Below are 20,374 nucleotides of genomic sequence, written 5' to 3'. Positions count from 1 at the left end.
CTCTAGATTTATGAAGCGACATTGGGTATTTGTTCCATGATCATGCGCCCATTTTTAAGGTGCTTACTATTTATGCAATGAACGGGAATGGTGAAGCAAATTTAACATTTGTCCTTTAATGTCCTGTTCTGAGTATTTTTACTCGCTCACCAAGAGCATGTGCACCTTTGTAATAGGCCATCTAAATAAGCCCAAATAAAAAAAACTTTAAAGCGATGTTTGCCTAAAGTTTTTTAAAGTATTACCTGGCCGATACGGTAGATATATGGTTTCAGTCAATTATTTACCTCATTCTTTCCAGTATGGTAAGTTAGAGCTCCGTCTGAAGAAAGAGAACGGTGTCGGGGATGCTCGGAAAGAATGGATGAAATCAGACTTCTCACAGTGGCATGGGAGGAGGCAAAAATTCGATCCTTATCGTCGAACATCTCTACCAATTCCCCTTTTTCGAGTACCGCGAGTCCATCACAAATAGAGTAGGCAGCTTTTATATCGTGCGTGATGAATAGGTACGAAAGCCCGAATACCGATTTTAATTCTCTTAACAAGCCTAAAATGTGGGTTTGATTCACCATGTCCAAGCTACTTACCGATTCATCCAATACAATCATTTTAGGTTTCAAGGCAATTGCCCGCGCGATATTAATTCTTTGGAGCTGTCCTCCGCTAAATTGGTTAGGGTATTTCCGCATGTCCTCTGGATTTAACCCGACCATTTCCAGCAACTCTCCGATTTTTCGTTTTTGCTCGTTCAAGGACAATCTCTCATAGTTATCTAACGGTTCCCCGATAATCCGTTCGGCCGTCATCCGTGGATTTACCGATGAGTAGCAATCTTGAAACACGACTTGAAGATCCCGTCGCAACGCTTTACGAGTTTGTATATCCGTGCTATACAGATCGTGACCTTGAAAAAAAACCTGTCCCTGTCGAGGCTTTTCCAATCCCAGAATCACTTTGCCCAATGTACTTTTTCCTGCACCGCTGGTTCCCAGTAGACCCAGACACATTCCTTGTTCAATCGTAAGAGAAATGTCGGAGAGGACGGGCACTCGTCGATCTGACCGCCAAAACAGCCTCGGTACGCCATAAGAATGGGTTACGTCTTTTACCTGAAGCAGCATGCGCTCACCCCCTGTTTCCGTTTTTCATAGAATAGACAGTAAAACTATGCAGGAGAAAATAATTAAACAGATTCCCTATTCAACTGATGTAAAGGAAAGGCTGGTCTGGCATTCAGCAGTTTTTTCGTATACGCATGCTGAGGATGATCGAACAACTTAAAGACATTCGCCTGCTCTACGATCCGTCCATGCTGCATCACTGCGACTTCGTCAGCCAATTCCGAAATGACACCCAAATCATGGGAAATCAGCATAATCGATGTGCCGTATTCCATACGCAATCGGTCCAGCTGCCTCAACACTTGCAATTGATTCACCACGTCCAGCGCTGTAGTCGGCTCATCGGCAATTACGACAGATGGTCGCAGGCACATGGAAATGGCTATCATCACCCGTTGTAGCATTCCCCCGCTCAATTGAAAGGGGTACAAGTTCATCAGCTTGGTTGGATCAGGCAAATTCACATCTTCCATGGAAGTGACCGCCAGCTCGATTGCTTGTTTTTTTGTTAGCATGGTATGGGTACGAATCGTTTCAATGAATTGCATACCTATCGTATACACCGGTGTAAAGGCACTCATCGGATTTTGCATGATGAAGGCGATTTCTTTCCCGCGTATACGTCGCATCTCCTCTGCTTTCAAGCCGTTAAGCTCTCGGCCATTCAATTGAATACTGCCTTCTACGATGGTATTTTTCCGGTCCAGAAGTTGCAGGAGGGAGTTGCAGGTGACAGTCTTCCCGCTGCCGCTCTCCCCCACAAGGCCGAGCACTTGACCGCTTTTCAAATCAAAATGAATATCCTGAATCAGAGAAAGCATCCCCTGCTCTGCCTTTACCTTGACATGCAGACCGCTCACCTGCAATACTTTGCGTGGTTCTTCCATCACTGGCCTCATTCCCATTCAAAAACGTCGTTTTACCCCAAATCGTTCCGACAAAGCTTCCCCTAGTACATTGAATGTAATCACGACAAACAAAATCATCAGTCCCGGATACAGCATTAATTCCGGATGGCTTCGTATAAAGCCTTTTCCTTCGTGGATCATTGCCCCCCATTCAGGTGTTGGAGGCTGAATGCCCAAGCCCAAAAACGACAGCGCAGAGATGTCCATGATCGCCCATCCCATTTCCAATGTGCCCATCACGAGAATCGGAGGCAGTATATTGGGGATCATGTGCTGCTTGATAATTTTCCATTGCGAAGAGCCGCTAATTCGAGCTGCGATAATAAAATTGCGTTCCTTCAAGCTGACGACCATGCTTCGGAACATCCGGGCATAGTATACCCATTGCACCAGCATCAACGCCAAAACCACCTGTATCAGTCCAGGCCCAAACACTCCGACAATCCCCAATACCAGCACAAGATTCGGAAACGCCATGACCCCTTCGCAAAACCGCATCAGTACTGTATCAATCCAACCGCCTTTGTAACCCGCAATGGTTCCGACGATCAAGCCTATTCCTATCGAGGAAACGAAAATCAAGAAGGCAAACCCCAGCGATATGCGGGCTCCATGCAGAAGACGAGAAAGATTGTCACGTCCCAAATGGTCTGTACCCAGCAAATGCTCAGCGGAAGGGGTTTTCAACTTCATCGCTACATTCACTTTAATTGGATCATGAGGTGAAATCCATGGAGCCAAAACGGTAATAATGGCGAAAACCAGTAATAAGACCGAGCATACTGTTATGGTTTTCTGTCCCTTGAGAACGGTCCGTATATGCGGAGTCACTGGTCGGTTCTTCCTTTCAAAGAAATTCGGGGATCCATATACAGCTGGACAAGATCAACAATCAGGTTGCACACGATGAACAAACAGGCTGCGAGGAGTACGTAGCATTGGATAACAGGAATATCCCGATTAAAAATCGCCTCGACAAAATAGCGTCCGAACCCCGGCCAGGAAAAAACTTGCTCCACGATAATGGTTCCCGTGAGTAATTTGCCGAAATTCATGCCCAAACCGGTAATCACCGGTGAAATGGCAATTTTCAACACATGCTTCACCATAATGACTTTTTCTTTAATGCCCCGAGTCCTGGCATATAAGACATACGACTCCTGCAATTGTTCCAACACACTCGCGCGCAGAAGACGGGTATAGATCGCGATCAGTGCCAACGACAACGTCATGGTCGGAAGCACTAGATGCTCCCACGACCCTCTTCCTTCTACAGGAAGCCAGTCCAGTTTGACGGAAAAGAAAAAAATCAATAAGTACCCAAGCCAAAATTGCGGAATGGAGGCGCCGAAAAAAGAGAGCAGCCTGCTGAAATTATCAATCAGGCTGTTTTTATAAACCGCTGACAAAAACCCGAGCGGTATACTAACAATCATAGCGAACAAAATGCTGCTGACGGCGAGTTGAATGGTCGCAGGCATCCGGGCCGTAACCTCATCCCAAACCGGCTCATTCGTAAGATAAGATCTGCCGAAATCAAGTCGGCAAATCTTCATGACAGTTTGAAAATATTGTACGATCAAAGGCTGATCCAAGCCAAATTCATGTCTTTTCTCAGCCAATAACTCCTCAGTCGGATGAATATGGGCTGCGCTTAAATAAGCCTCAGCCGGGTCCACCGGTGAGATATGGATGAGTACAAACGTGATAAGAATGGCAAAGAGAACAATTGGAATGATAGCGAGAATTCTCTTCCCGATATAGCTGACCATGAGTTGCCTCCCTGCTGATTACTTGCTGATACTAATCCCGTAGAATGGATGTTCATCCCTATTCGCCGGGAAGCTAAAGTCTTTCACATTTTTCCGGTAAACAACCGTTTTCTTGATGTAAGACACCGGAACGATAACTGACTGGTCCTGCAAAGTTCTCAAAATGGAGTTGTAAAGCTGTTCGCGCTTTGCCTCATCAGTTGAGGCAAGGGTTTCTTTTATTTGTTGATCTAATTCTTGTTTCATAGACAAGTGCGAATGTGCTTCCGAAACGCCCCATCCTTTTTCTGCCACAACATTAATGAACGAGTGCGGATCATATGGCGCTCCGTAGTTGTACCAGAAATCCAAGTCAAACTCGCCTGCTTTCCGGCGTTTAATTTGAACCGTCAATTCAAGACCCGTAATGTTAAGTTTAACACCAATCGCTCCCCATTCGGCTTGCATGGTTTCCGCCATCGCTTTTTGAATGGGGTCGGTCTTATCATAGATCAATTCCAACTCAAGCGGTTGACCGTCCTTCTCCCGTACAGTTTTGCCTGCGGGAAGCTTCCATCCGGCTTCATCAAGATAAGCATTCGCTTTCTCCACATTGTATTCGACCTGTTGGACATCCATATTGGTATACGGGAAGTTTTTGGACAAGATGTTGTCCGCCTTCTCCTCCAGACCTAGCGTGATGCCTTCCACCATTGCTTGCTTGTTAAATCCGTGCTGGAGGGCCATGCGTACCCTCAGGTCAGCTAGCTTTTCATTGGAGGTATTCAAAAGCAAGCTTCTCGTTCCGACAGGGTCGGATAACTCCGTCACATATTTTCCCGATTCTTTCAGTTGATTAAAGGAATCCATGCTGATGGCTCCTTCACCATATATCAAATCCAACTCACCTTTTTCAAAAGCCATTACGCGCGTCTCTGCATCGGGAATGATCTTTACGGTTACTTTATCAATTCTTGGATTCTCGCCCCAGTAATTTGGGTTTCGGGTAAACACAGCATATTCGTCTTTCTTGTAGTCGGCCAGCACCCACGGACCGGTCCCAATCGGCTTTTTTAAGCCCTTGGAAGTGTCGCTGTCATCCGGAAAACCCGCTTCACCCAGGAATCGAACCGGACGGACTAGCGCCAAATCCTGCAATGTAGGGTAATAGGGTTCCTTCAAAGTCATTTTGAAAGTTTGCTCGTCCACTACCTCTGTCTTGTCAAGAGCATTAATAACGCCAAGCCAACTATGTAATTTGGGGTTCTTCATTACAGCATCAAAGTTTTTTTTCACAATAGCTGCGTTAAACGGGGTTCCGTCCGAAAATTTTACATTTTGACGGAGCTTGAAGGTATACTCTTTGCCATCCTTCGAGATCGACCATGATTCTGCAAGATAGGGTTCAATTTTGCCCCCTTCCTTATAGCTAACCAACGGTTCATAGATCATCGATTGAGCAAATAATTGTGAAGGGTTATATGTATGAGGATTCATCGGTCCGATATCCCTCGGCCAAGATAATGTGATTACCTTTTCCGCTGAAGCCGCCTTGTTTTCACCATTTGACTCTGTTTCCTGTTTCGTGCACCCCAATAGAGTTGTTGATAAGAGTAGAATAACAGCTACCATCAATAAAACGGCCTTCTTAGTTGATCCAAACATAAAGTGGTATCTCCATTCTTATATGTTAATAATGATTATCATTTACGTTTATATTAGTGAAGGGCACATTTTCTGTCAACAGAAAACATTTTCATATTTCGATTGACTTAAAATAATGTTGAAATTATATAACTTTTAAGGGAAGCCATTTTGACTTCCCTTAATCATTTAACGTATATATTCTTTTTTAACCATTGTCTGAAATACTGCAATTGTTCCGGAGTATGGAAATAGTGTTCTCCATTCTCCATTAGTTGCAAATTACAGTTAAAGCGGTTAGCAAATTCAGATACAATGTCAAACTCACATAAGCTATCTCCTGAACCATAGAGAATTGAAGTCGGATTATTCCAAGCTACAATAGGATGTTCTTTCACATAACAGTAGTAATCCCAATAGAGAGTTTGTCCAATAGGTGTTGAAATTTCTTTCTCTATTTTTAGTCTACTCTCACTTATGTTAAACCATGTCATCATGTTATCTATTATACGTTCCATATTTACCACAGGAGAGAGAAACAAACACTGATTCAATGGCTCATGGCAATATTCTAATAGGCTGAAATATACTCCCATGCTACAAGCAAAAATGCTTATATTGTTTGATAACGATTTTGCATATGTCATAATTTTATTAAGGTCTTGAACACAGTTTTGAACTTTACAAAGATAAGTATCATCTTTACGTTCACCATGTTGAGGCAAATCAAAACTAAGAACTTGATAACCTACTGCTGTCGCTTCTTCTGCAAATACAACAATCGAGTCATCTGCCTTATTTGACATGCTACCATGCACAACTATAAATAACTTATCTGATTTGTCCCCCCACAAAATTGCTGGAATATTTCCTATCACTAAATTATGTCTTATCATTACGTCTATCCTCCATGAAATATAAATAATTCGTGATTCCTAAATCCCGTCGTGCACATCCATGTATCTTAATGAATTGATTCTCGGTTCCGATTTGTACGTTGTACCGAGTTTGAGCTTTCCACTTCCCAAACAAGCTAAAGAAATTTTGTGTCCTTACTCTTTTCAAGCAAAAAAAAATGACACCGATGAGAAACTTATCGGGTCATCTTACTTTTATATTATAATATTTTCCAAATCTACATCAATCGATAATTATATACATATTTCGACATGCTTAATCTATTCATCTCTACAACTTGAAAATAATCCCCATCAGCGAGTAAATAATCACCGTTGAGAACAGCACCGTCATATGAATCAGCGAATAAATAAACATCGTTTTCGACCATTTCTGTGAATCCATTTTCCGGTATCCAAAAACACTCAGAACCAGCCATAAAACATTCAGGAGCAGGGCCATAAATGTAAGACCAGCGCTTAATGACCAAAATAGAAAACTGCTGGCAATTAAAATGACCAAATAAACATTTGTTTGAATGTAGGTACGTCTTGCACCTTTGACCACCGGCAGCATCGGAACCCCAGCCGCCTTGTACTCATCATGCTTGCGAATCGCAATCGCATAGAAGTGAGGCATTTGCCAAATGACCATGATGATAAAAAGACCGAGGATAGCTGGATGCGTGATATCCGGGTGAATGGCAGCCCAACCGATGAGCGGCGGCATTGCGCCAGAAATACTCCCTACCTCCGTGTTGTAAACCGTCCTTCTTTTGGTCCACATCGTATAAGGCACGACATAAAAAAACAGTCCGAGAAAACCCATGATAGCAGCCAACGGTGTTGCCAAGACAAGAGCCGCCAAGCCAAAAATCGTCATCAAGGAGGCGAGCCATAAAACAGTCTTCGTTGATATATCCCCTGTCACCGTAGGTCTGTTCTTCGTCCGCTCCATGATCGAATCGATATCGCGATCATACACGTTATTAAAGGCACCCGCTGCACCCATGATTAAAATAGAGCCGATTGTAGCAAATAAGATTTCTGGTAGCTTATCTAAAAGACTGAAGTGATACGTATATAAAGCCAATGTTAATCCGGCAAACATCGGAATCAAATTCGATTTGATAATCCCCGTCTTTACCGTTTGCGCCAAAATATTGGACATAGGCCGATTCCGCGTTGCTACGCTTTCTTCCCTCTGCATTCGTACACTGTCCCCTCTTACTAGATGATCTATATCTATCGTACTCCAAAATAGCATGACATAGTAGACGGTTAAATCCTACAAAACTGCCATTTGTATCTTACATACCGATAAGCATTTAAATACTATATGGAATGTTAATTCTATATGGTATGATTGTCAAGAGAAGGAGGCGGACGAATGAACAGACGCAGATTAACCCAAGCAGAGCGTAAACAGGAAACACGCCAATTGCTCATTGACTCAGCCATTGAGATTTTTGCTCAGTTAGGCTTCCACGGGGCTTCCGTTGATAAAATCGCAGACCATGCTGGTTTTACCAAAGGAGCTGTTTATGCTCATTTTCAGTCCAAAGAAGATCTCTTTCTCGCTATTTTGGAAGGGCAGATGCAATTACATGTGTCGAATATCCATCACGTAATTGATCACCAGCCATCATTATCGCATTTTATAGAAGCCATGGACGCCTATTTTATGTCCGTTCAGCAACAAAATCGCACGTGGAACATGCTGAACCTGGAATTTTTGCTTTATGCCATGCGCGAAGAGTCTGTTCGAAAGCGATGGTCGAACATGATCATCGAGTCGGTACAGCATCTTTCCAAGGCCATACAGACATTGATGCCAAAAGAAAGTGACTCTACTCTATCTGCTGATGAAATGGCATGGACGATTCTTGCTTTAGAGAATGGCATGGCCATCTTTTATTACATAAGCGGCGACCAGATGCCCCTGTCTTTATACGGAAAAGCTTTGCAAAACATGCTATCGTCAAAATAGCGAGTGCCTCAAGCTAGATCGTTTCTGACTGGGCAATCCGTTGCTTCATGATTCGATTGACTCTCTCTGAACCATATAGCATGAACACAATGTAGAAGGCTATAAAAAACGGTAAAATCGAAACGGTCGTCTGTGCAGCAAGCCACCCTAGCAACGGAGGCAGAAACGTGGCTCCCGTATACGCTACAGCCATCTGATAGCCCATAAGCTTTTGCGTTTGCTCTTTCCCAAAGCGTTCCGGGGTATCATGCAGCATACAAGGATAAATCGGAGCGAAGCCTAACCCGAGCAACAGTAAACCGATCAGCGAATAGTAGGTTGGTAATGGCAACATCAACAGCGATGCCCCGGCGAAAGATACGAGAAGTCCACTGCGAATCAGGACGCGGTTGCTCACTTTGAAGGTTACAAAGCCCGTGATAAATCGCCCAACAGTGATGCCACCGTAATACATGGCTACCCACACCGCTGCCAATGCCGCAGGTAGCTCTTTCACATTTACCAAAAAGCTGCTCCCCCATAATCCCACCGAAGCTTCAGCCCCACAATAGAAGAGAAAGGTCAGTAAAGTAAGCTTAACACCTTTCGTTTGTAACGGTTTTTCGCTCCGCCCACGAGACGGCTGAGCCTGTGACTCTTTGACTGCATGGCTCTGTATGTTCTCCATCCGCTTCCACAAAGGAAGTGTAAACGCTAGAAGTACGACTAATGCAAATTGAATAAGAGAAATGGTCAAGTAGCCATTCCGCCATAAATCATGATCCCGCATAAAGCCAGACATAATAATAGGACCAAGCGTAGCACCCACTCCCCAGAAGCAATGCAGCCAGCTCATATGATGGGCTTGATAATGCGTGGCGACATAATGGTTCAGTGCAGCATCTACAGAGCCAGCACCTAGTCCCAGCGGTAATGCCAATACCAGCAACCATAAAATCGAAGGGGCAAAAGAAAAGCCGAGCAAGGCTGCCGCCGTCATGAAACAGCTGATCAGCGTGATCTTTCCTGTCCCCAGTCGTTTTAATAATACACCGCTCATCAAGCTAGATACGATCGTTCCAGACGCAATCACAATGTTGACCACACCAGCCATACCAAATGCAGCCCCATATTCTGCTTGCATGACCGGCCAAGCTGCCCCCAGTAACGAATCGGGAAGTCCCAAGCTGATAAACGACAAGTAAATCATGATCAAAAAGAAGGTTGCCACGATCCCCCGCCCCCTGCTCGTTTTTACATTCTTACAGTGAGTCTATTCAGCAATTTCTCTCCCTCTGTGTTGAACCGCTTGTTCTTTTCAAGAAATTCGTTCACTTCCTGTAATTGGGCTGGCCGATAGCCTGGTCCACCACAGCCACAGGAATGATAGGTAAACCCATGCTCATAGAGGATTTCAACCTTTTTCCACTGCTTCACATCCGTTTGCTTTGGAGCCTTGAAATCATGCCCCATATCCTTCATTCCCTCACCGCATTGCGGGCAGCTATGCTTAATCTTGTTCCATTCTTCCTCCGTCATCTCAAACTTGGAGGTTTGCTTGAACACTTTTCGGCAAGGAAAACAGGCGTATATTTGTTTGTATGGACCATACATCCCATATCGACACATGATAATCAACCCCTATCCCATTCATCTGCAAGTTTCTCTGTTAATTGGATGGCGAGCATTCTCCAGCGGTTGCGTTCCTCCGATTCCGCGATTTCCTCCTCGTCCATTTCCAGCCAATAGTCGGCATCCATCAGTTCATACATATCCAAAAGAGTGATTGTTGCACAGGCAGGATTCTCAAAAGCCGCAATCATCGCCTCCGGTCCGTCATCCCAGTTGTAGCCATTCACGACAGCATGAAGGAGAACAGATGAATCAAGCAGTTTTATTTTTTGGCACCGCTTCTGCTCAGATTCCTCATATAAAATATCATCCACCGCATCCTCTTCCTCAGAAGACAGCGTTAGACGTACTGCGCCTTTCGTTTCGAGCAGCAGGTCTGCAATTGCTTTGTCCATCCTGGCCGCATTCCAGGCAGTTGCCAAAATGCCGTGCTTAGAGTCAAGCTCGGCTCCCTGTTTCAGCAATCGTTTTACGGCTTCGACTTGCTTGAATTTGACGGCTTTTTTCAACGCGGTTTCGCCCAGCTTGTCTTCCGCCTCCAGCTCTGCGCCTTTATCCAATAGCATCTGAATCGCTTCTGGCGGCATTCGGTTTGTGATAAAAAGCATCAGCGGTGTTCGCCCGCGTTGGTCTCGTTCGTTGATATCTAATTGATCCACTGCTGCTCGCACGATCTCAAGATCCTTTGTCTTGCTGACGATTGCCCATTCCATCCCACTTCTTCTCCTCTGCTTCTATCTAGACAACTCCAGTTCCAATATTGCTATGTATTCCCTTTTTTAACGAGCGTACTGCCGACGAAGTCAAAGCTCAGAGGCGCCCCTTTTTTGTCTGGCTGCCATCCCAGCTTGATCGCGTCTTCAATAATCGCCGCGACATCAGCTGGCTTTATCACTCTCATATCCAAATGCTGCACAAGTGGAAACTCCGCCCAAAAGTCATTCACATCGGATTTTACGTACACGCGAATTAATTGCCCTATCCCTTCATTGTGCTGAATCGTCAATGCGAGCAAACCCTTCGCTGCTGGGCTAATGACCCATCGATATCGCTGTTCTCCTACCGTTATACCCCTCGTGCCTTTTTTGGGTAATGCCATGGCTACCTCCTCATTGCGAATAAATGCTCATCAGTTCTGCCAAATACGCTTTTATTCCGTCTATTATTTCCGGTGAATGCTGTACACTCACTTCTTTCCCCAACCCAATCAAAAACTTTGCAAAAAACAAGATGTCACTTCTCGCTACATTTCCTTCCAACCAACCACTTCCATCCTGCCGCACATGCAGCATAGATGCAAGCCAAAGCTCAGCCTCACAAGCCTGCACACCCTCAGTCGTCAGCTCTGCAAATAAGTGGACCGTGTCCTGATCCTCGACGGTTTTGACCTGTCTATTTTCCAAGTGAATGTCTCGAAGATCCAACGGCGTCAATGCCGATGGTACGACGTCATGGATACGATCGCAGCGAAACACGCGAATATCTTTCTGTTGATAACAATATGCCGGACTGTACCATAGACCGTTTTTTGTATAAATTCCAATTGGCTGTATCTCCCGTGTGGATTGTTGTCCGCGCGTTTCATAAGTGATGCAAAGCACTTTTTGTTGGATGGCGGCATCCAGCAGAGTGGGTAAATGCGGAGAGCTTGCTTGCCGCTTCGGTGTCACGAAATCAACACGGCGTTTCATCTGATCAATGCGATCGCGAATATCCGGCGGCATGAACTGATAAAATTTGTTCAGCGCTGAGGAGGATTCTGTCTCAAATGGCAGAGAGGTATGGTGTCGAAGAGCATGGATCGCGAAAAAGATTGCGACCGCTTCCTCCTCTGAGAATGCAATAGGCGGCAAAATCCTTTCCTTCAAAACATGATATCCGCCATGCGGTCCGACCTCAGAGTACAAAGGCACCCCTAACTCACTCAGCTCTTGCAGGTCGCGGAGTATTGTTCGCCCTGAAACGCCAAATTCGTTAGCAAGCTCACTCACTGTAAACCTGCGCTTCCGGTTGACAGTCATCATCATTTCCAGCAGTCTTTTTGATTTTGGCATGGCATAACTCTCCAAATGTTTTTATTATGACAATTCCTGTCACTATTATCTGTTATTGTGAAGGAGAAGTCGAGTTGGACATGATGCTGATGATCACTAAGGAGGAATTGCTATATGCTTCAGCCACAAGAAACCGGTACAATAACGAGAAATTTTTTCCAATCAGGTAATGTAAAGCTATCTTACCTCGATTTCGGCGGGGACAGTCAAAGAGTTTTGCTCCTGTTGCATGGTCATATGAATGATGCACGGACCTTTACCGGGTTTGCTTCCAGATTCACAGATTGGCGCGTGATTGGATTGGATCAACGAGGTCACGGCTGGAGTGAGCATGCCCCAGATACGGACTATTCACGTGAAGGCTACCTCAACGATATTCTCGCCTTTGTTCAGAGCGTTTTAGATGGAGCTCCTGTTACGATCGTTGGCCATTCTTTAGGAGGCGTCAACGCTTATCAATTTGTGGCCCGTTATCCTGAGCTTGTGGACGCAGTCATTGTAGAAGATATCGGGGTAGAAATTAAGGCCGACCTATCCTTTGCAGAAAAACTCCCACATCGCTCCCCTTCTTTACACGACCTAAGGAAATCACTGGAAGAAGTCGGCGTTCGGGCGGTCGATTATTTTTCGGAAAGCGTGTTTGAGGATGAACAAGGCTGGGGATTCCGTTCTGATTTAAAAGGCATGCCTATCTCTCAGCGACACATTGACGGTGAATGGTGGAGCGATTGGCTAGCGTCTTCTTGCCCAATCTTGCTGATTCATGGAAAAAAAAGCTTTGTACTGGATGAAAGTCAAGCCGAGCGCATGGTGACCCAAAGGCCAAACACAAAGCTTGCAAGCTTTGCTGAGTGCGGGCATGATATCCATTCTACAGACCCTGATGGATACTATCAGGCTGTAAGAAGCTTTCTTGACGAGTTGAAATAATAGAATTAAGGCTCCTCCATAATAAACAGCCAACCCTCTTTGGATTGGCTGTCATTTACATGCTAGCTTTCTGTGTTTAATTCTCTTTTTGGTTGATAACGAGAGTCGTCTTCGAACTTGAAGCCACTGACTTCTTTTTTTGCAAACATAGGATGAGAGTAAATGTCACTGCCCCTAGAATGGCACTGCAAGCTAACGCTACAATAAAAGAGTGCCATTGTAGTTGAAGCGCTGATGTACCGGTGTATGTAGCCGCCTGGGACAGGACAGCAAAAAATACGCTTCCAATGGCTGCAATCCCAAGTGCATTGGCTGTCTGCATAAAGGTGCTTAAAATACCGGAGGCTGAACCTACATGCTCTTTCGGTACACCCGACATAATCGTCCCCATCAGTGGTGCCCCAACGAATCCTTGTCCCAAACCTATCAAGAAGAACGGCATGATCAACTGCTGCCAATGCAGATCGTTCCCGTAATAAGAACAAACTGCAATCACAGCTGCATATCCGGCTATTAATAATACTGCTCCCCATTTCAGCACGGATGTATTTGTTTTAACCCACTTGGGGCCTAACAGGGAGGCTATAAAAAAGGCGAAACCAATGGGAATAAAAGCAATGGCTGAGTCTATCGCCGAAAGGGATAGGGCGTCCTGAAGCGTCATTGAAACAACGAGAAAAAATCCACTGTTTCCAATTTGATAGGCCAAAATTGTAAACACACCAAGGGTGAAAGTGCGCTCCTTGAATATGTTTACACGTATTAACGGTTCATCCCCGCGTAGCGTCATCCGTTTTTCATGGAATTGGTATAGGAAAAATAAGGCTATCGCTCCCACAAAGCTCAAATAGATCCAGAGAGGCCATCCCGCTTCTCTACCGACGACCAAGGGATAAACAAGCAACAGCAAACCGCAAGTAAGAATGATAATGCCGCGCACATCTATTTTCTGATTCCCATTCGATGGGGTTTCTTTTAATAACGGAATAATCATGAGCATTGCCAAAATTCCAATAGGGAGATTAATCAGAAAGACGGCTCTCCATCCAAGCCCCCATAAATCGAAATGGAGTAACGTACCCCCAATGATCTGTCCCGCAATTAACCCTAGGCCGCTTACAGCGCCATAAAAACCTATAGCCTTTCCTCTCTCCTCAGGCGGAAAAATCACTTGAATTATCGACAGCACCTGAGGAATCAGTATCGCTGCCCCAATTCCTTGGATTACGCGTGAAAAAATGAGGAACCCCGCGCTCAATGAAAACCCACACAACGCCGAGGCCGCAATAAATATCCCCATGCCTACAAGGAACATCCTTTTTCTTCCTTGCCAATCTCCTAAACGAGCTCCGGCAATCAATAATACAGCATAAGACAGTACGTAAGATGCCACTATAAATTGTATTTGTGTTGTACTTGCATGAAGTTGTTCCTGGATCGTTGGAATGGCAACATTCACAATAAAAGAATCCAAGATAACCATAAACGTTCCGAGTAGTAAAACAAACAGTGCCCACCATCGTTTTGTGTCCAACGTCCTTGTCGTTTCTGAATGGGTGTAGTTCATACAAAAGTCACTTCCCTGCCATTGATTATAAGGAGTATTGATGAATACTACTATGCGTTAGTCAAAAAAAGGGGAAATACTCGTTATAAGTATTCCCTGTAAGGGGCGATAATGCTTACATAGTCACTCCCATATTTCTCTTCCAGCACTTGGCCGAAATCCTTCTCGATCTGACCCATGATGATGTCATGGTAGAACGCATTTTGCAGCAACTCAATAAGTGACGGGTGGTCGGTCTCCAGTATAGTGGGCTTGATCCCGCGCCCAAAGCTGCCCAGCAATGCCGAATGTGCATCGCAAAGAATAGAGAACTTCCTGGATTGCACTTGATTCCATTCCGCACTCCTTTTATGTACGACAACATTTTTTAGCCTTGCATGGCATTCGCCAATGGATATTAGCGTGACAGCAACCCCTTGTTTTTCTGCTTCTACCAGCGGTTCCTCTACCCAATGAACATCTTCAGACCAAATATCGACAACAATGCTTTTGTTTGCATTTGAGACGATACGCTTAATGGCTGTTTCAATCGCCTTGTCACCTTGCCAATTATAAAAGGAAGAAGACGTTCGGGGAGTGGATTTCAACTGTTCTTGAAGTACACGGGTTGTTTGATCAAATTCCGATTGTAACAAACGGATCAGCTGCTCGATCGGTACCGCATCATAAAGAACAGGCTCCGATTCGATCATGCGGCACATGCCCTTTTCGGTCAACGCTCGTAGTGCAGCGTATACGTTTGTCCTAGAGACGGAAACTTTCTTGGCCACTTCATATCCTGAAATTTTTGGTTCCTCGTGAAGCACCAAATAACATCTGGCTTCCAGGTCTGACAATCCGATTTTTCGGAGCTCATCAATCAAGATGTTACCTCCTTCCTTTTTAGTAGTATAAATGAATACTACTATCATTCCAAGATAAAGTCAACACTCCTATGAATCCAGCACCTTCTGCAGCTCAATCGGATTGAAATATTCCCTCCACAAGACTATCTCTCCATTGAAAACTCGTAACATACTCACATAGGATTGGGAATAGGCCAATCCACTCTCTTTGACGGTTGCCTTCCCGTCCATTTCAACAAAATACAGCTCCTGACAGCTTTCATTTACCTCATAGATACGAATGTTGGAGATTTCCCAAAACGAGTACAGACCATTTCCCTTTCCAATAAACTGGTCCAGTAATTGAATGAGTTTTTCTTTCCCCTCCACCCGATCTGCTTGAAGACTATACGGCATTTCATAGATGATATGGTTTGCCATGAGCATTCCCATTCCCCAGACATCCTGCCTTCCTTCTCTTTCAAAAAAAAGCCGAACAACCTCTTGTCCCTTCAAGACTTCTTCACTCCTTCTTGTATCTTTGGTGATTTTGCATTCTCAGTATAAGACCGATCCCACGTGAAAATATTGAACAAAATACGCATCTATTGGTCAAAAATGCTCACTAAAAAACCAGCAGCCTTTTACTCAACTACTGGTTTTTCGGGTCATGCATGGTTCAATCATTTCTACTGTGGGACGCATATTGCAGCGGTGACATGCCCGTCATTCTTTTAAACAGCTTCGTAAAGTGAGCCTGATCAGAGAATCCGGCATGCACGGCAATTTCCTTTCCACTCAAATTCCCGCAGCGAATCAACTGCTTAGCACGTTCAATCCGCAGTTGAATCAGATATTGATGCGGCGTCACTCCTGTATGCTTTTTAAACAGGCGAACCAATTGAGACAAGCTGATATTGCTCACCCGCGAAAGGTCGACGAGGGTTATACCCACCTCCACATTTGTCTTCATGTAGTCAATCATGGTTGTAACATGTTTGTTCATGGCGAAGGTGTCCGCACGGCTTTGCCGGTATCTGGTATAGTAGCGAAGTAAGTGAACGGCTGCCATATTAGCGAGTGAATGGTTATAAAGTTTTCCGCTCTGCCCGCCATTTTGAACTTCTTCTAGCATCCACTGGGTGAGTACGACGAGTTTGTCGTCACGAATGAGGAAGCCCAGATCCAGTTTCTTTTTGTCAGCATGCCAAAAACCGGATTCCTCCGCCACCTGCTCCAAAAAGAGAGGATCGAGCTCCAGTTTGACAAAGGAGAGTGGGCGCGTCCATTGACACGACCATTTTTCACCCGCAGGAAAAATCTGTACTTCTCCAGCTGTGACTTTCTTCTCGCGAGGGTGCCTGCCGTCAAAGAATTGCAGCAGCAGCGGTTCTGCTGTCCCATGGATGACAATCACGTGATTGGATAGCTGTGAGGCATCGTACATTCGTGCGGGGGGAATCTGCTCCCACTGTGTTACCTTTAAACCCGACCAACCCAGATAATCGCTGGACAATAAAGGCTGGTAATCACTCGCGCTGAAATCTGCCATCTTTTTCTCCATGAGACCGACCTCACTGTTCCTGTCACTCATTTCCAGTTGTTTGCAGCCTATTTCGGGTAAATGAAAAAAGAACTGTAACAAAGAGCCATTTCTGTTACAGTTCTTTCATGCTCGTTACAAATCCAGCGTATTTTTCTCCAGAAAATTCGTAGCGAAATTGCCTGCGACAAAGTCAGGGTGCTCCAGCAGCTTCTCATGGAAGGGAACCGTCGTATGCACGCCTTCGATGACAAACTCACCTAGCGCCCGCTTCATGCGCGCCAAGGCTTCGTTGCGATCTGTTCCCCAAACGATCAGCTTGGCGACCATTGAGTCATAGAAGGGAGAGATTTCGTAGCCGGGATAAACCGCACTGTCCACGCGCACACCGTAACCGCCAGGCGGTAAGTAATTGATGACCTTCCCTGGTGATGGCATAAAGTTTTTCGCAGGATTCTCGGCATTGATCCGGCACTCGATTGCCCATCCGTTGATTTTCACGTCTTCTTGTGAGAAGGATAACGGATTGCCTGCTGCGACAGATATTTGTTCTTTAATCAAGTCGATTCCTGTGATCATCTCTGTCACGGGATGCTCTACCTGAATCCGCGTATTCATTTCCATGAAGTAAAATTGGCCGTGCTTGTCGAGCAAAAATTCAACGGTACCCGCTCCGTGGTACGAAACCGCTTTGGCAGCCGCCACCGCAGCCTGCCCCATTTGCTCGCGCAGGGCTTGGTCCAGCGCCGGTGATGGCGCTTCCTCTACCAGCTTTTGATGACGACGTTGGATGGAGCAATCCCGCTCTCCCAAGTACACAGCGTTGCCGTGCTTGTCGCCCATGATTTGAATTTCCACATGCCGCGGCTCTTCCACGTATTTTTCCAAGTACACGCCGGCGTTGCCGAATGCCGTCTCCGCTTCTTTCTGGGCTTGCCGAATGGCCTTGGACAACTCATCGGCGTCAAAAGCGACACGCATGCCTCTACCGCCGCCGCCAGCCGTTGCTTTTACGATGACAGGATAGCCGATTTTTTCCGCCACCTGCAATGCCTCATCGATGTCTTCAATCAAGCCTTCTGTACCTGGAACTAATGGAACATTCGCTTGACTCATCGTTGCTTTTGCTACGGCTTTGTCACCCATTTTGGTGATCGCTTCGGGATCTGGACCGATAAAGGTAATGGAGCAATCTTGGCAAAGCTGGGCAAACGAAGCGTTTTCCGCCAAGAAGCCATAGCCCGGGTGGATAGCGTCTGTCTTCGTGTGAAGTGCGACCGTCATAATCCGTGCCATGTTCAAATAACTGTCCTTGGACGCCGTAGGTCCGATGCAATACGCTTCATCCGCCAATTCTACGTGCAACGCTTCCCGATCCGCCTCAGAAAAGACAGCGACTGTACGTATCCCTAGTTCCTGACAAGCACGGATAATGCGGACAGCGATTTCGCCGCGATTGGCAATCAATACTTTCGTAAACATAGGCGCTCTCCTTCCTACTGAGTTTTGACAACGATCAAAGCTTTTCCATAATCGACAAACTGACCATCCACGACGAGAATTTCCGTGATGATTCCGCTAACGGGGGTCGTAATATCGGTAGATAGCTGAAGAGCATCAGCCGTGCAGCGTCCAACCTTTTCGCCTGCTTGAACGGTCTGCCCTACTGTCACATCCGCATAGAACAGTCCTACTCCTAAAGACATGACTTGTTGTGTCACTTCCTTAGGTGCCTCAGCAGCAACATCGACGGACTCAGCAGTGGCGGCTGCCTCCTGATAACCATGCTCCACTTCGCCCACCTGTACAGGCGCATTAACAGCCACGGCTTCTACTGGTACGCTTTTCTTGATCACGATTCGGGTCTTGCCCTTCTCCCATTCCAGCTCCTCAATGGAAGACTGATTGACCAGCTTGATGAATTCACGCAGTTCATGCAGCTTCATAGCACGATCAGAGCTCCTTTCTAAAGCGGGATATTCCCATGCTTTTTGTACGGGCGATCTTCCTGCTTGTTTCTTAGCATTTCCAACGCTTGCGCCACCTTTTGACGGGTTTCGCGCGGATCGATGACGTCATCCACCATCCCGAGACTTGCCGCGACATATGGATTTGCGAACTTTTCACGGTAGAGGGCAATTTTCTCTGCGCGAGTCGCGGCTGGGTCCTCACTTTGTTCGATTTCCTTTGCAAAAATGACGTTGGCTGCTCCCTCGGGACCCATGACGGCAATCTCTGCATTCGGCCATGCATACACGACATCTGCTCCAATGGATTTGGAGTTCAGTGCCACATAAGCCCCTCCGTAAGCTTTGCGTAGAATCACCGTGATTTTGGGAACCGTTGCTTCTGAGTATGCATACAAGATTTTCGCCCCGTGACGGATAATCCCTCCGTGCTCCTGATTGATTCCCGGGAAAAAGCCAGAGACATCTTCAAAGGTTAGCAGCGGAATGTTGAAGCAGTCGCAGAAACGGATGAACCGTGCCAGCTTATCCGATGAATGAATGTCCAGACCGCCTGCCATGACCTTCGGCTGGTTGGCGATAATTCCGACACTGTGTCCATCGATACGCGCCAGACCGATAACGATATTGCGGGCAAAGTTTGGCTGTACTTCCATGAAATCACCGTGATCCACGATTTTTTCGATGACCTTGCGCACATCGTATACTTTCGTGCTTTCAGCGGGTACCAGCTCCAAAAGCTCCTCTTGCCAACCATTATTCTCCTCTGCTTTTACGACAGGTGCGCGATCGCGATTGTTTTGTGGCAGGAAGCTCAGCAGCCTGCGTACTCCTTCCAATACTTCCTGTTCGGTTTCTCCCGTAAAATGGGCATTGCCGCTTACCGTCGAATGGACTTTGGCTCCGCCTAGATCCTCCGCGGATATTTTTTCACCTGTAACGGTTTCGATCACTTTTGGACCTGTGATGAACATTTGACTCGTCTTTTCTACCATGAACACGAAATCCGTAATTGCTGGAGAGTAAACCGCTCCTCCTGCACAAGGTCCAAGGATGACAGAGATTTGCGGAATCACACCGGAGTAAATGGCATTGCGGTAAAAAATCGTGCCGTAGCCATCCAGCGAGCTTACCCCTTCTTGAATGCGTGCGCCGCCAGAGTCGTTCAGACCGATAAAAGGAGCGCCGTTTTTCGCTGCCAAGTCCATTACCTTGGCGATTTTCATCGCGTGCATCTCACCCAGAGCACCGCCAAATACCGTGAAATCCTGCGCGAACAAATAGACAGGGCGACCGTTGATTTTACCGTAGCCAGTCACAACGCCCTCGCCTGGTGCCTCCATCTGGTCGAGGCCAAAATGCGTAGCACGATGCTCAACAAACGGGTTCAGCTCCATGAAGGTGTCTGGGTCAAGCAGAAGCTCGATCCGCTCGCGTGCAGTCAACTTGCCGCGGTTATGCTGGGCATCGATGCGAGCATCTCCGCCGCCTAGCTGGATTTTATATTTGCGTTCCATCAATTCATCAATTTTTTCGTACATATTGTTGCTCATATCGGCCACCAT

At 45.9% G+C, this 20,374-nt stretch carries 21 protein-coding genes; 2 read left to right on the top strand and 19 right to left on the bottom strand.

Features of this window, described 5'->3' with window-relative positions; all coding sequences use genetic code 11:
* Positions 1 to 275 precede the first annotated feature (275 nt).
* From nikE to cyoE, 7 genes are all read right to left on the bottom strand, one after another.
* On the bottom strand, positions 276 to 1,124 hold the full coding sequence (gene nikE, locus C7R94_RS07950; protein ID WP_106779743.1) for a nickel import ATP-binding protein NikE: 849 nt from the start codon (positions 1,122 to 1,124) through the stop codon (positions 276 to 278).
* Between the two features lie 62 nt (positions 1,125 to 1,186).
* Positions 1,187 to 2,011: a nickel import ATP-binding protein NikD gene (gene nikD, locus C7R94_RS07945; protein ID WP_106779740.1), complete on the bottom strand. Its 825-nt coding sequence runs from the start codon at positions 2,009 to 2,011 to the stop codon at positions 1,187 to 1,189.
* A gap of 18 nt (positions 2,012 to 2,029) precedes the next feature.
* Complete coding sequence (gene nikC, locus C7R94_RS07940) at positions 2,030 to 2,863, bottom strand: nickel ABC transporter permease subunit NikC (RefSeq protein ID WP_106779738.1); 834 nt, start codon at positions 2,861 to 2,863, stop codon at positions 2,030 to 2,032.
* Positions 2,860 to 3,804, bottom strand: a complete 945-nt coding sequence (nikB, locus tag C7R94_RS07935; RefSeq protein ID WP_106779736.1) for a nickel ABC transporter permease subunit NikB — start codon at positions 3,802 to 3,804, stop codon at positions 2,860 to 2,862. Before nikB ends, nikC begins: the two co-directional genes overlap by 4 nt.
* A gap of 18 nt (positions 3,805 to 3,822) precedes the next feature.
* The gene (nikA, locus tag C7R94_RS07930) at positions 3,823 to 5,448 is read right to left on the bottom strand and encodes a nickel ABC transporter substrate-binding protein (protein WP_106779733.1); all 1,626 of its coding nucleotides are present in this window, start codon (positions 5,446 to 5,448) and stop codon (positions 3,823 to 3,825) included.
* A gap of 164 nt (positions 5,449 to 5,612) precedes the next feature.
* Positions 5,613 to 6,323 (bottom strand): alpha/beta hydrolase, encoded by a 711-nt coding sequence (locus C7R94_RS07925; protein ID WP_106779731.1) that lies wholly within the window; start codon positions 6,321 to 6,323, stop codon positions 5,613 to 5,615.
* Between the two features lie 292 nt (positions 6,324 to 6,615).
* A complete protein-coding gene (gene cyoE, locus C7R94_RS07920) occupies positions 6,616 to 7,533 on the bottom strand; it encodes a heme o synthase (protein WP_106779728.1) in 918 nt (305 codons plus the stop codon).
* A gap of 180 nt (positions 7,534 to 7,713) precedes the next feature.
* Between cyoE and C7R94_RS07915 the strand changes: the two genes are divergently transcribed.
* On the top strand, positions 7,714 to 8,313 hold the full coding sequence (locus tag C7R94_RS07915) for a TetR/AcrR family transcriptional regulator (RefSeq protein WP_047069198.1): 600 nt from the start codon (positions 7,714 to 7,716) through the stop codon (positions 8,311 to 8,313).
* Between the two features lie 13 nt (positions 8,314 to 8,326).
* On the opposite strand, the gene C7R94_RS07910 is transcribed toward C7R94_RS07915, so the two are convergent.
* From C7R94_RS07910 to C7R94_RS07890, 5 genes are read right to left on the bottom strand one after another with little or no spacing between them, the layout of a single operon-like run.
* The gene (locus C7R94_RS07910; RefSeq protein WP_106779727.1) at positions 8,327 to 9,523 is read right to left on the bottom strand and encodes an MFS transporter; all 1,197 of its coding nucleotides are present in this window, start codon (positions 9,521 to 9,523) and stop codon (positions 8,327 to 8,329) included.
* A gap of 23 nt (positions 9,524 to 9,546) precedes the next feature.
* A complete protein-coding gene (locus C7R94_RS07905) occupies positions 9,547 to 9,921 on the bottom strand; it encodes a hypothetical protein (RefSeq protein ID WP_106779724.1) in 375 nt (124 codons plus the stop codon).
* Positions 9,922 to 9,926: 5 nt separating this feature from the next.
* Complete coding sequence (locus C7R94_RS07900) at positions 9,927 to 10,637, bottom strand: DUF4274 domain-containing protein (protein WP_106779721.1); 711 nt, start codon at positions 10,635 to 10,637, stop codon at positions 9,927 to 9,929.
* Positions 10,638 to 10,687: 50 nt separating this feature from the next.
* Entirely contained in the window at positions 10,688 to 11,023 is a 336-nt protein-coding gene (locus C7R94_RS07895) for a hypothetical protein (RefSeq protein WP_047069194.1), read from the bottom strand.
* Positions 11,024 to 11,033: 10 nt separating this feature from the next.
* Positions 11,034 to 11,978, bottom strand: a complete 945-nt coding sequence (locus C7R94_RS07890; protein ID WP_106779718.1) for a helix-turn-helix transcriptional regulator — start codon at positions 11,976 to 11,978, stop codon at positions 11,034 to 11,036.
* Between the two features lie 114 nt (positions 11,979 to 12,092).
* Here C7R94_RS07890 and C7R94_RS07885 point away from each other — a divergent pair, with 114 nt between their 5' ends.
* Positions 12,093 to 12,908: an alpha/beta fold hydrolase gene (locus C7R94_RS07885; RefSeq protein WP_106779716.1), complete on the top strand. Its 816-nt coding sequence runs from the start codon at positions 12,093 to 12,095 to the stop codon at positions 12,906 to 12,908.
* 76 nt (positions 12,909 to 12,984) lie between these two features.
* On the opposite strand, the gene C7R94_RS07880 is transcribed toward C7R94_RS07885, so the two are convergent.
* From C7R94_RS07880 to C7R94_RS07850, 7 genes are all read right to left on the bottom strand, one after another.
* Positions 12,985 to 14,475 (bottom strand): MFS transporter, encoded by a 1,491-nt coding sequence (locus C7R94_RS07880; RefSeq protein WP_106779714.1) that lies wholly within the window; start codon positions 14,473 to 14,475, stop codon positions 12,985 to 12,987.
* A gap of 83 nt (positions 14,476 to 14,558) precedes the next feature.
* Entirely contained in the window at positions 14,559 to 15,338 is a 780-nt protein-coding gene (locus tag C7R94_RS07875) for a TrmB family transcriptional regulator (protein ID WP_106779712.1), read from the bottom strand.
* Between the two features lie 69 nt (positions 15,339 to 15,407).
* Positions 15,408 to 15,815, bottom strand: a complete 408-nt coding sequence (locus C7R94_RS07870; RefSeq protein ID WP_106779709.1) for a nuclear transport factor 2 family protein — start codon at positions 15,813 to 15,815, stop codon at positions 15,408 to 15,410.
* Positions 15,816 to 15,978: 163 nt separating this feature from the next.
* A complete protein-coding gene (locus C7R94_RS07865) occupies positions 15,979 to 16,851 on the bottom strand; it encodes a helix-turn-helix domain-containing protein (RefSeq protein ID WP_158264658.1) in 873 nt (290 codons plus the stop codon).
* Between the two features lie 126 nt (positions 16,852 to 16,977).
* Entirely contained in the window at positions 16,978 to 18,324 is a 1,347-nt protein-coding gene (gene accC / locus C7R94_RS07860; RefSeq protein WP_106779705.1) for an acetyl-CoA carboxylase biotin carboxylase subunit, read from the bottom strand.
* A 14-nt stretch (positions 18,325 to 18,338) separates the two neighbouring features.
* The gene (locus C7R94_RS07855) at positions 18,339 to 18,788 is read right to left on the bottom strand and encodes an acetyl-CoA carboxylase biotin carboxyl carrier protein (RefSeq protein WP_106779702.1); all 450 of its coding nucleotides are present in this window, start codon (positions 18,786 to 18,788) and stop codon (positions 18,339 to 18,341) included.
* A gap of 20 nt (positions 18,789 to 18,808) precedes the next feature.
* Positions 18,809 to 20,374 carry an acyl-CoA carboxylase subunit beta gene (locus C7R94_RS07850; protein ID WP_106779699.1) on the bottom strand — a complete coding sequence of 522 codons (1,566 nt, stop codon included), beginning with the start codon at positions 20,372 to 20,374 and terminating at the stop codon, positions 18,809 to 18,811.

It is taken from the genome of Brevibacillus sp. NRRL NRS-603 (assembly GCF_003013445.1).
GTDB classification, from domain to species: Bacteria; Bacillota; Bacilli; order Brevibacillales; family Brevibacillaceae; genus Brevibacillus; species Brevibacillus formosus.
This window is presented reverse-complemented; position numbering and strand designations above follow the sequence as displayed.

Excerpts from the sequence above, each read along its gene's own strand:
- nikE (WP_106779743.1), bottom strand. The coding sequence starts at position 1,124 with ATGCTGCTTCAGGTAAAAGACGTAACCCATTCTTATGGCGTACCGAGG.
- nikD (WP_106779740.1), bottom strand. The coding sequence starts at position 2,011 with ATGGAAGAACCACGCAAAGTATTGCAGGTGAGCGGTCTGCATGTCAAG.
- nikB (WP_106779736.1), bottom strand. The coding sequence starts at position 3,804 with ATGGTCAGCTATATCGGGAAGAGAATTCTCGCTATCATTCCAATTGTT.
- nikA (WP_106779733.1), bottom strand. The coding sequence starts at position 5,448 with ATGTTTGGATCAACTAAGAAGGCCGTTTTATTGATGGTAGCTGTTATT.
- C7R94_RS07925 (WP_106779731.1), bottom strand. The coding sequence starts at position 6,323 with ATGATAAGACATAATTTAGTGATAGGAAATATTCCAGCAATTTTGTGG.
- cyoE (WP_106779728.1), bottom strand. The coding sequence starts at position 7,533 with ATGCAGAGGGAAGAAAGCGTAGCAACGCGGAATCGGCCTATGTCCAAT.
- C7R94_RS07915 (WP_047069198.1), top strand. The coding sequence starts at position 7,714 with ATGAACAGACGCAGATTAACCCAAGCAGAGCGTAAACAGGAAACACGC.
- C7R94_RS07905 (WP_106779724.1), bottom strand. The coding sequence starts at position 9,921 with ATGTGTCGATATGGGATGTATGGTCCATACAAACAAATATACGCCTGT.
- C7R94_RS07900 (WP_106779721.1), bottom strand. The coding sequence starts at position 10,637 with ATGGAATGGGCAATCGTCAGCAAGACAAAGGATCTTGAGATCGTGCGA.
- C7R94_RS07895 (WP_047069194.1), bottom strand. The coding sequence starts at position 11,023 with ATGGCATTACCCAAAAAAGGCACGAGGGGTATAACGGTAGGAGAACAG.
- C7R94_RS07890 (WP_106779718.1), bottom strand. The coding sequence starts at position 11,978 with ATGCCAAAATCAAAAAGACTGCTGGAAATGATGATGACTGTCAACCGG.
- C7R94_RS07885 (WP_106779716.1), top strand. The coding sequence starts at position 12,093 with ATGCTTCAGCCACAAGAAACCGGTACAATAACGAGAAATTTTTTCCAA.
- C7R94_RS07880 (WP_106779714.1), bottom strand. The coding sequence starts at position 14,475 with ATGAACTACACCCATTCAGAAACGACAAGGACGTTGGACACAAAACGA.
- C7R94_RS07865 (WP_158264658.1), bottom strand. The coding sequence starts at position 16,851 with ATGGCAGATTTCAGCGCGAGTGATTACCAGCCTTTATTGTCCAGCGAT.
- accC (WP_106779705.1), bottom strand. The coding sequence starts at position 18,324 with ATGTTTACGAAAGTATTGATTGCCAATCGCGGCGAAATCGCTGTCCGC.
- C7R94_RS07855 (WP_106779702.1), bottom strand. The coding sequence starts at position 18,788 with ATGAAGCTGCATGAACTGCGTGAATTCATCAAGCTGGTCAATCAGTCT.
- C7R94_RS07850 (WP_106779699.1), bottom strand. The coding sequence starts at position 20,374 with ATGGTGGCCGATATGAGCAACAATATGTACGAAAAAATTGATGAATTG.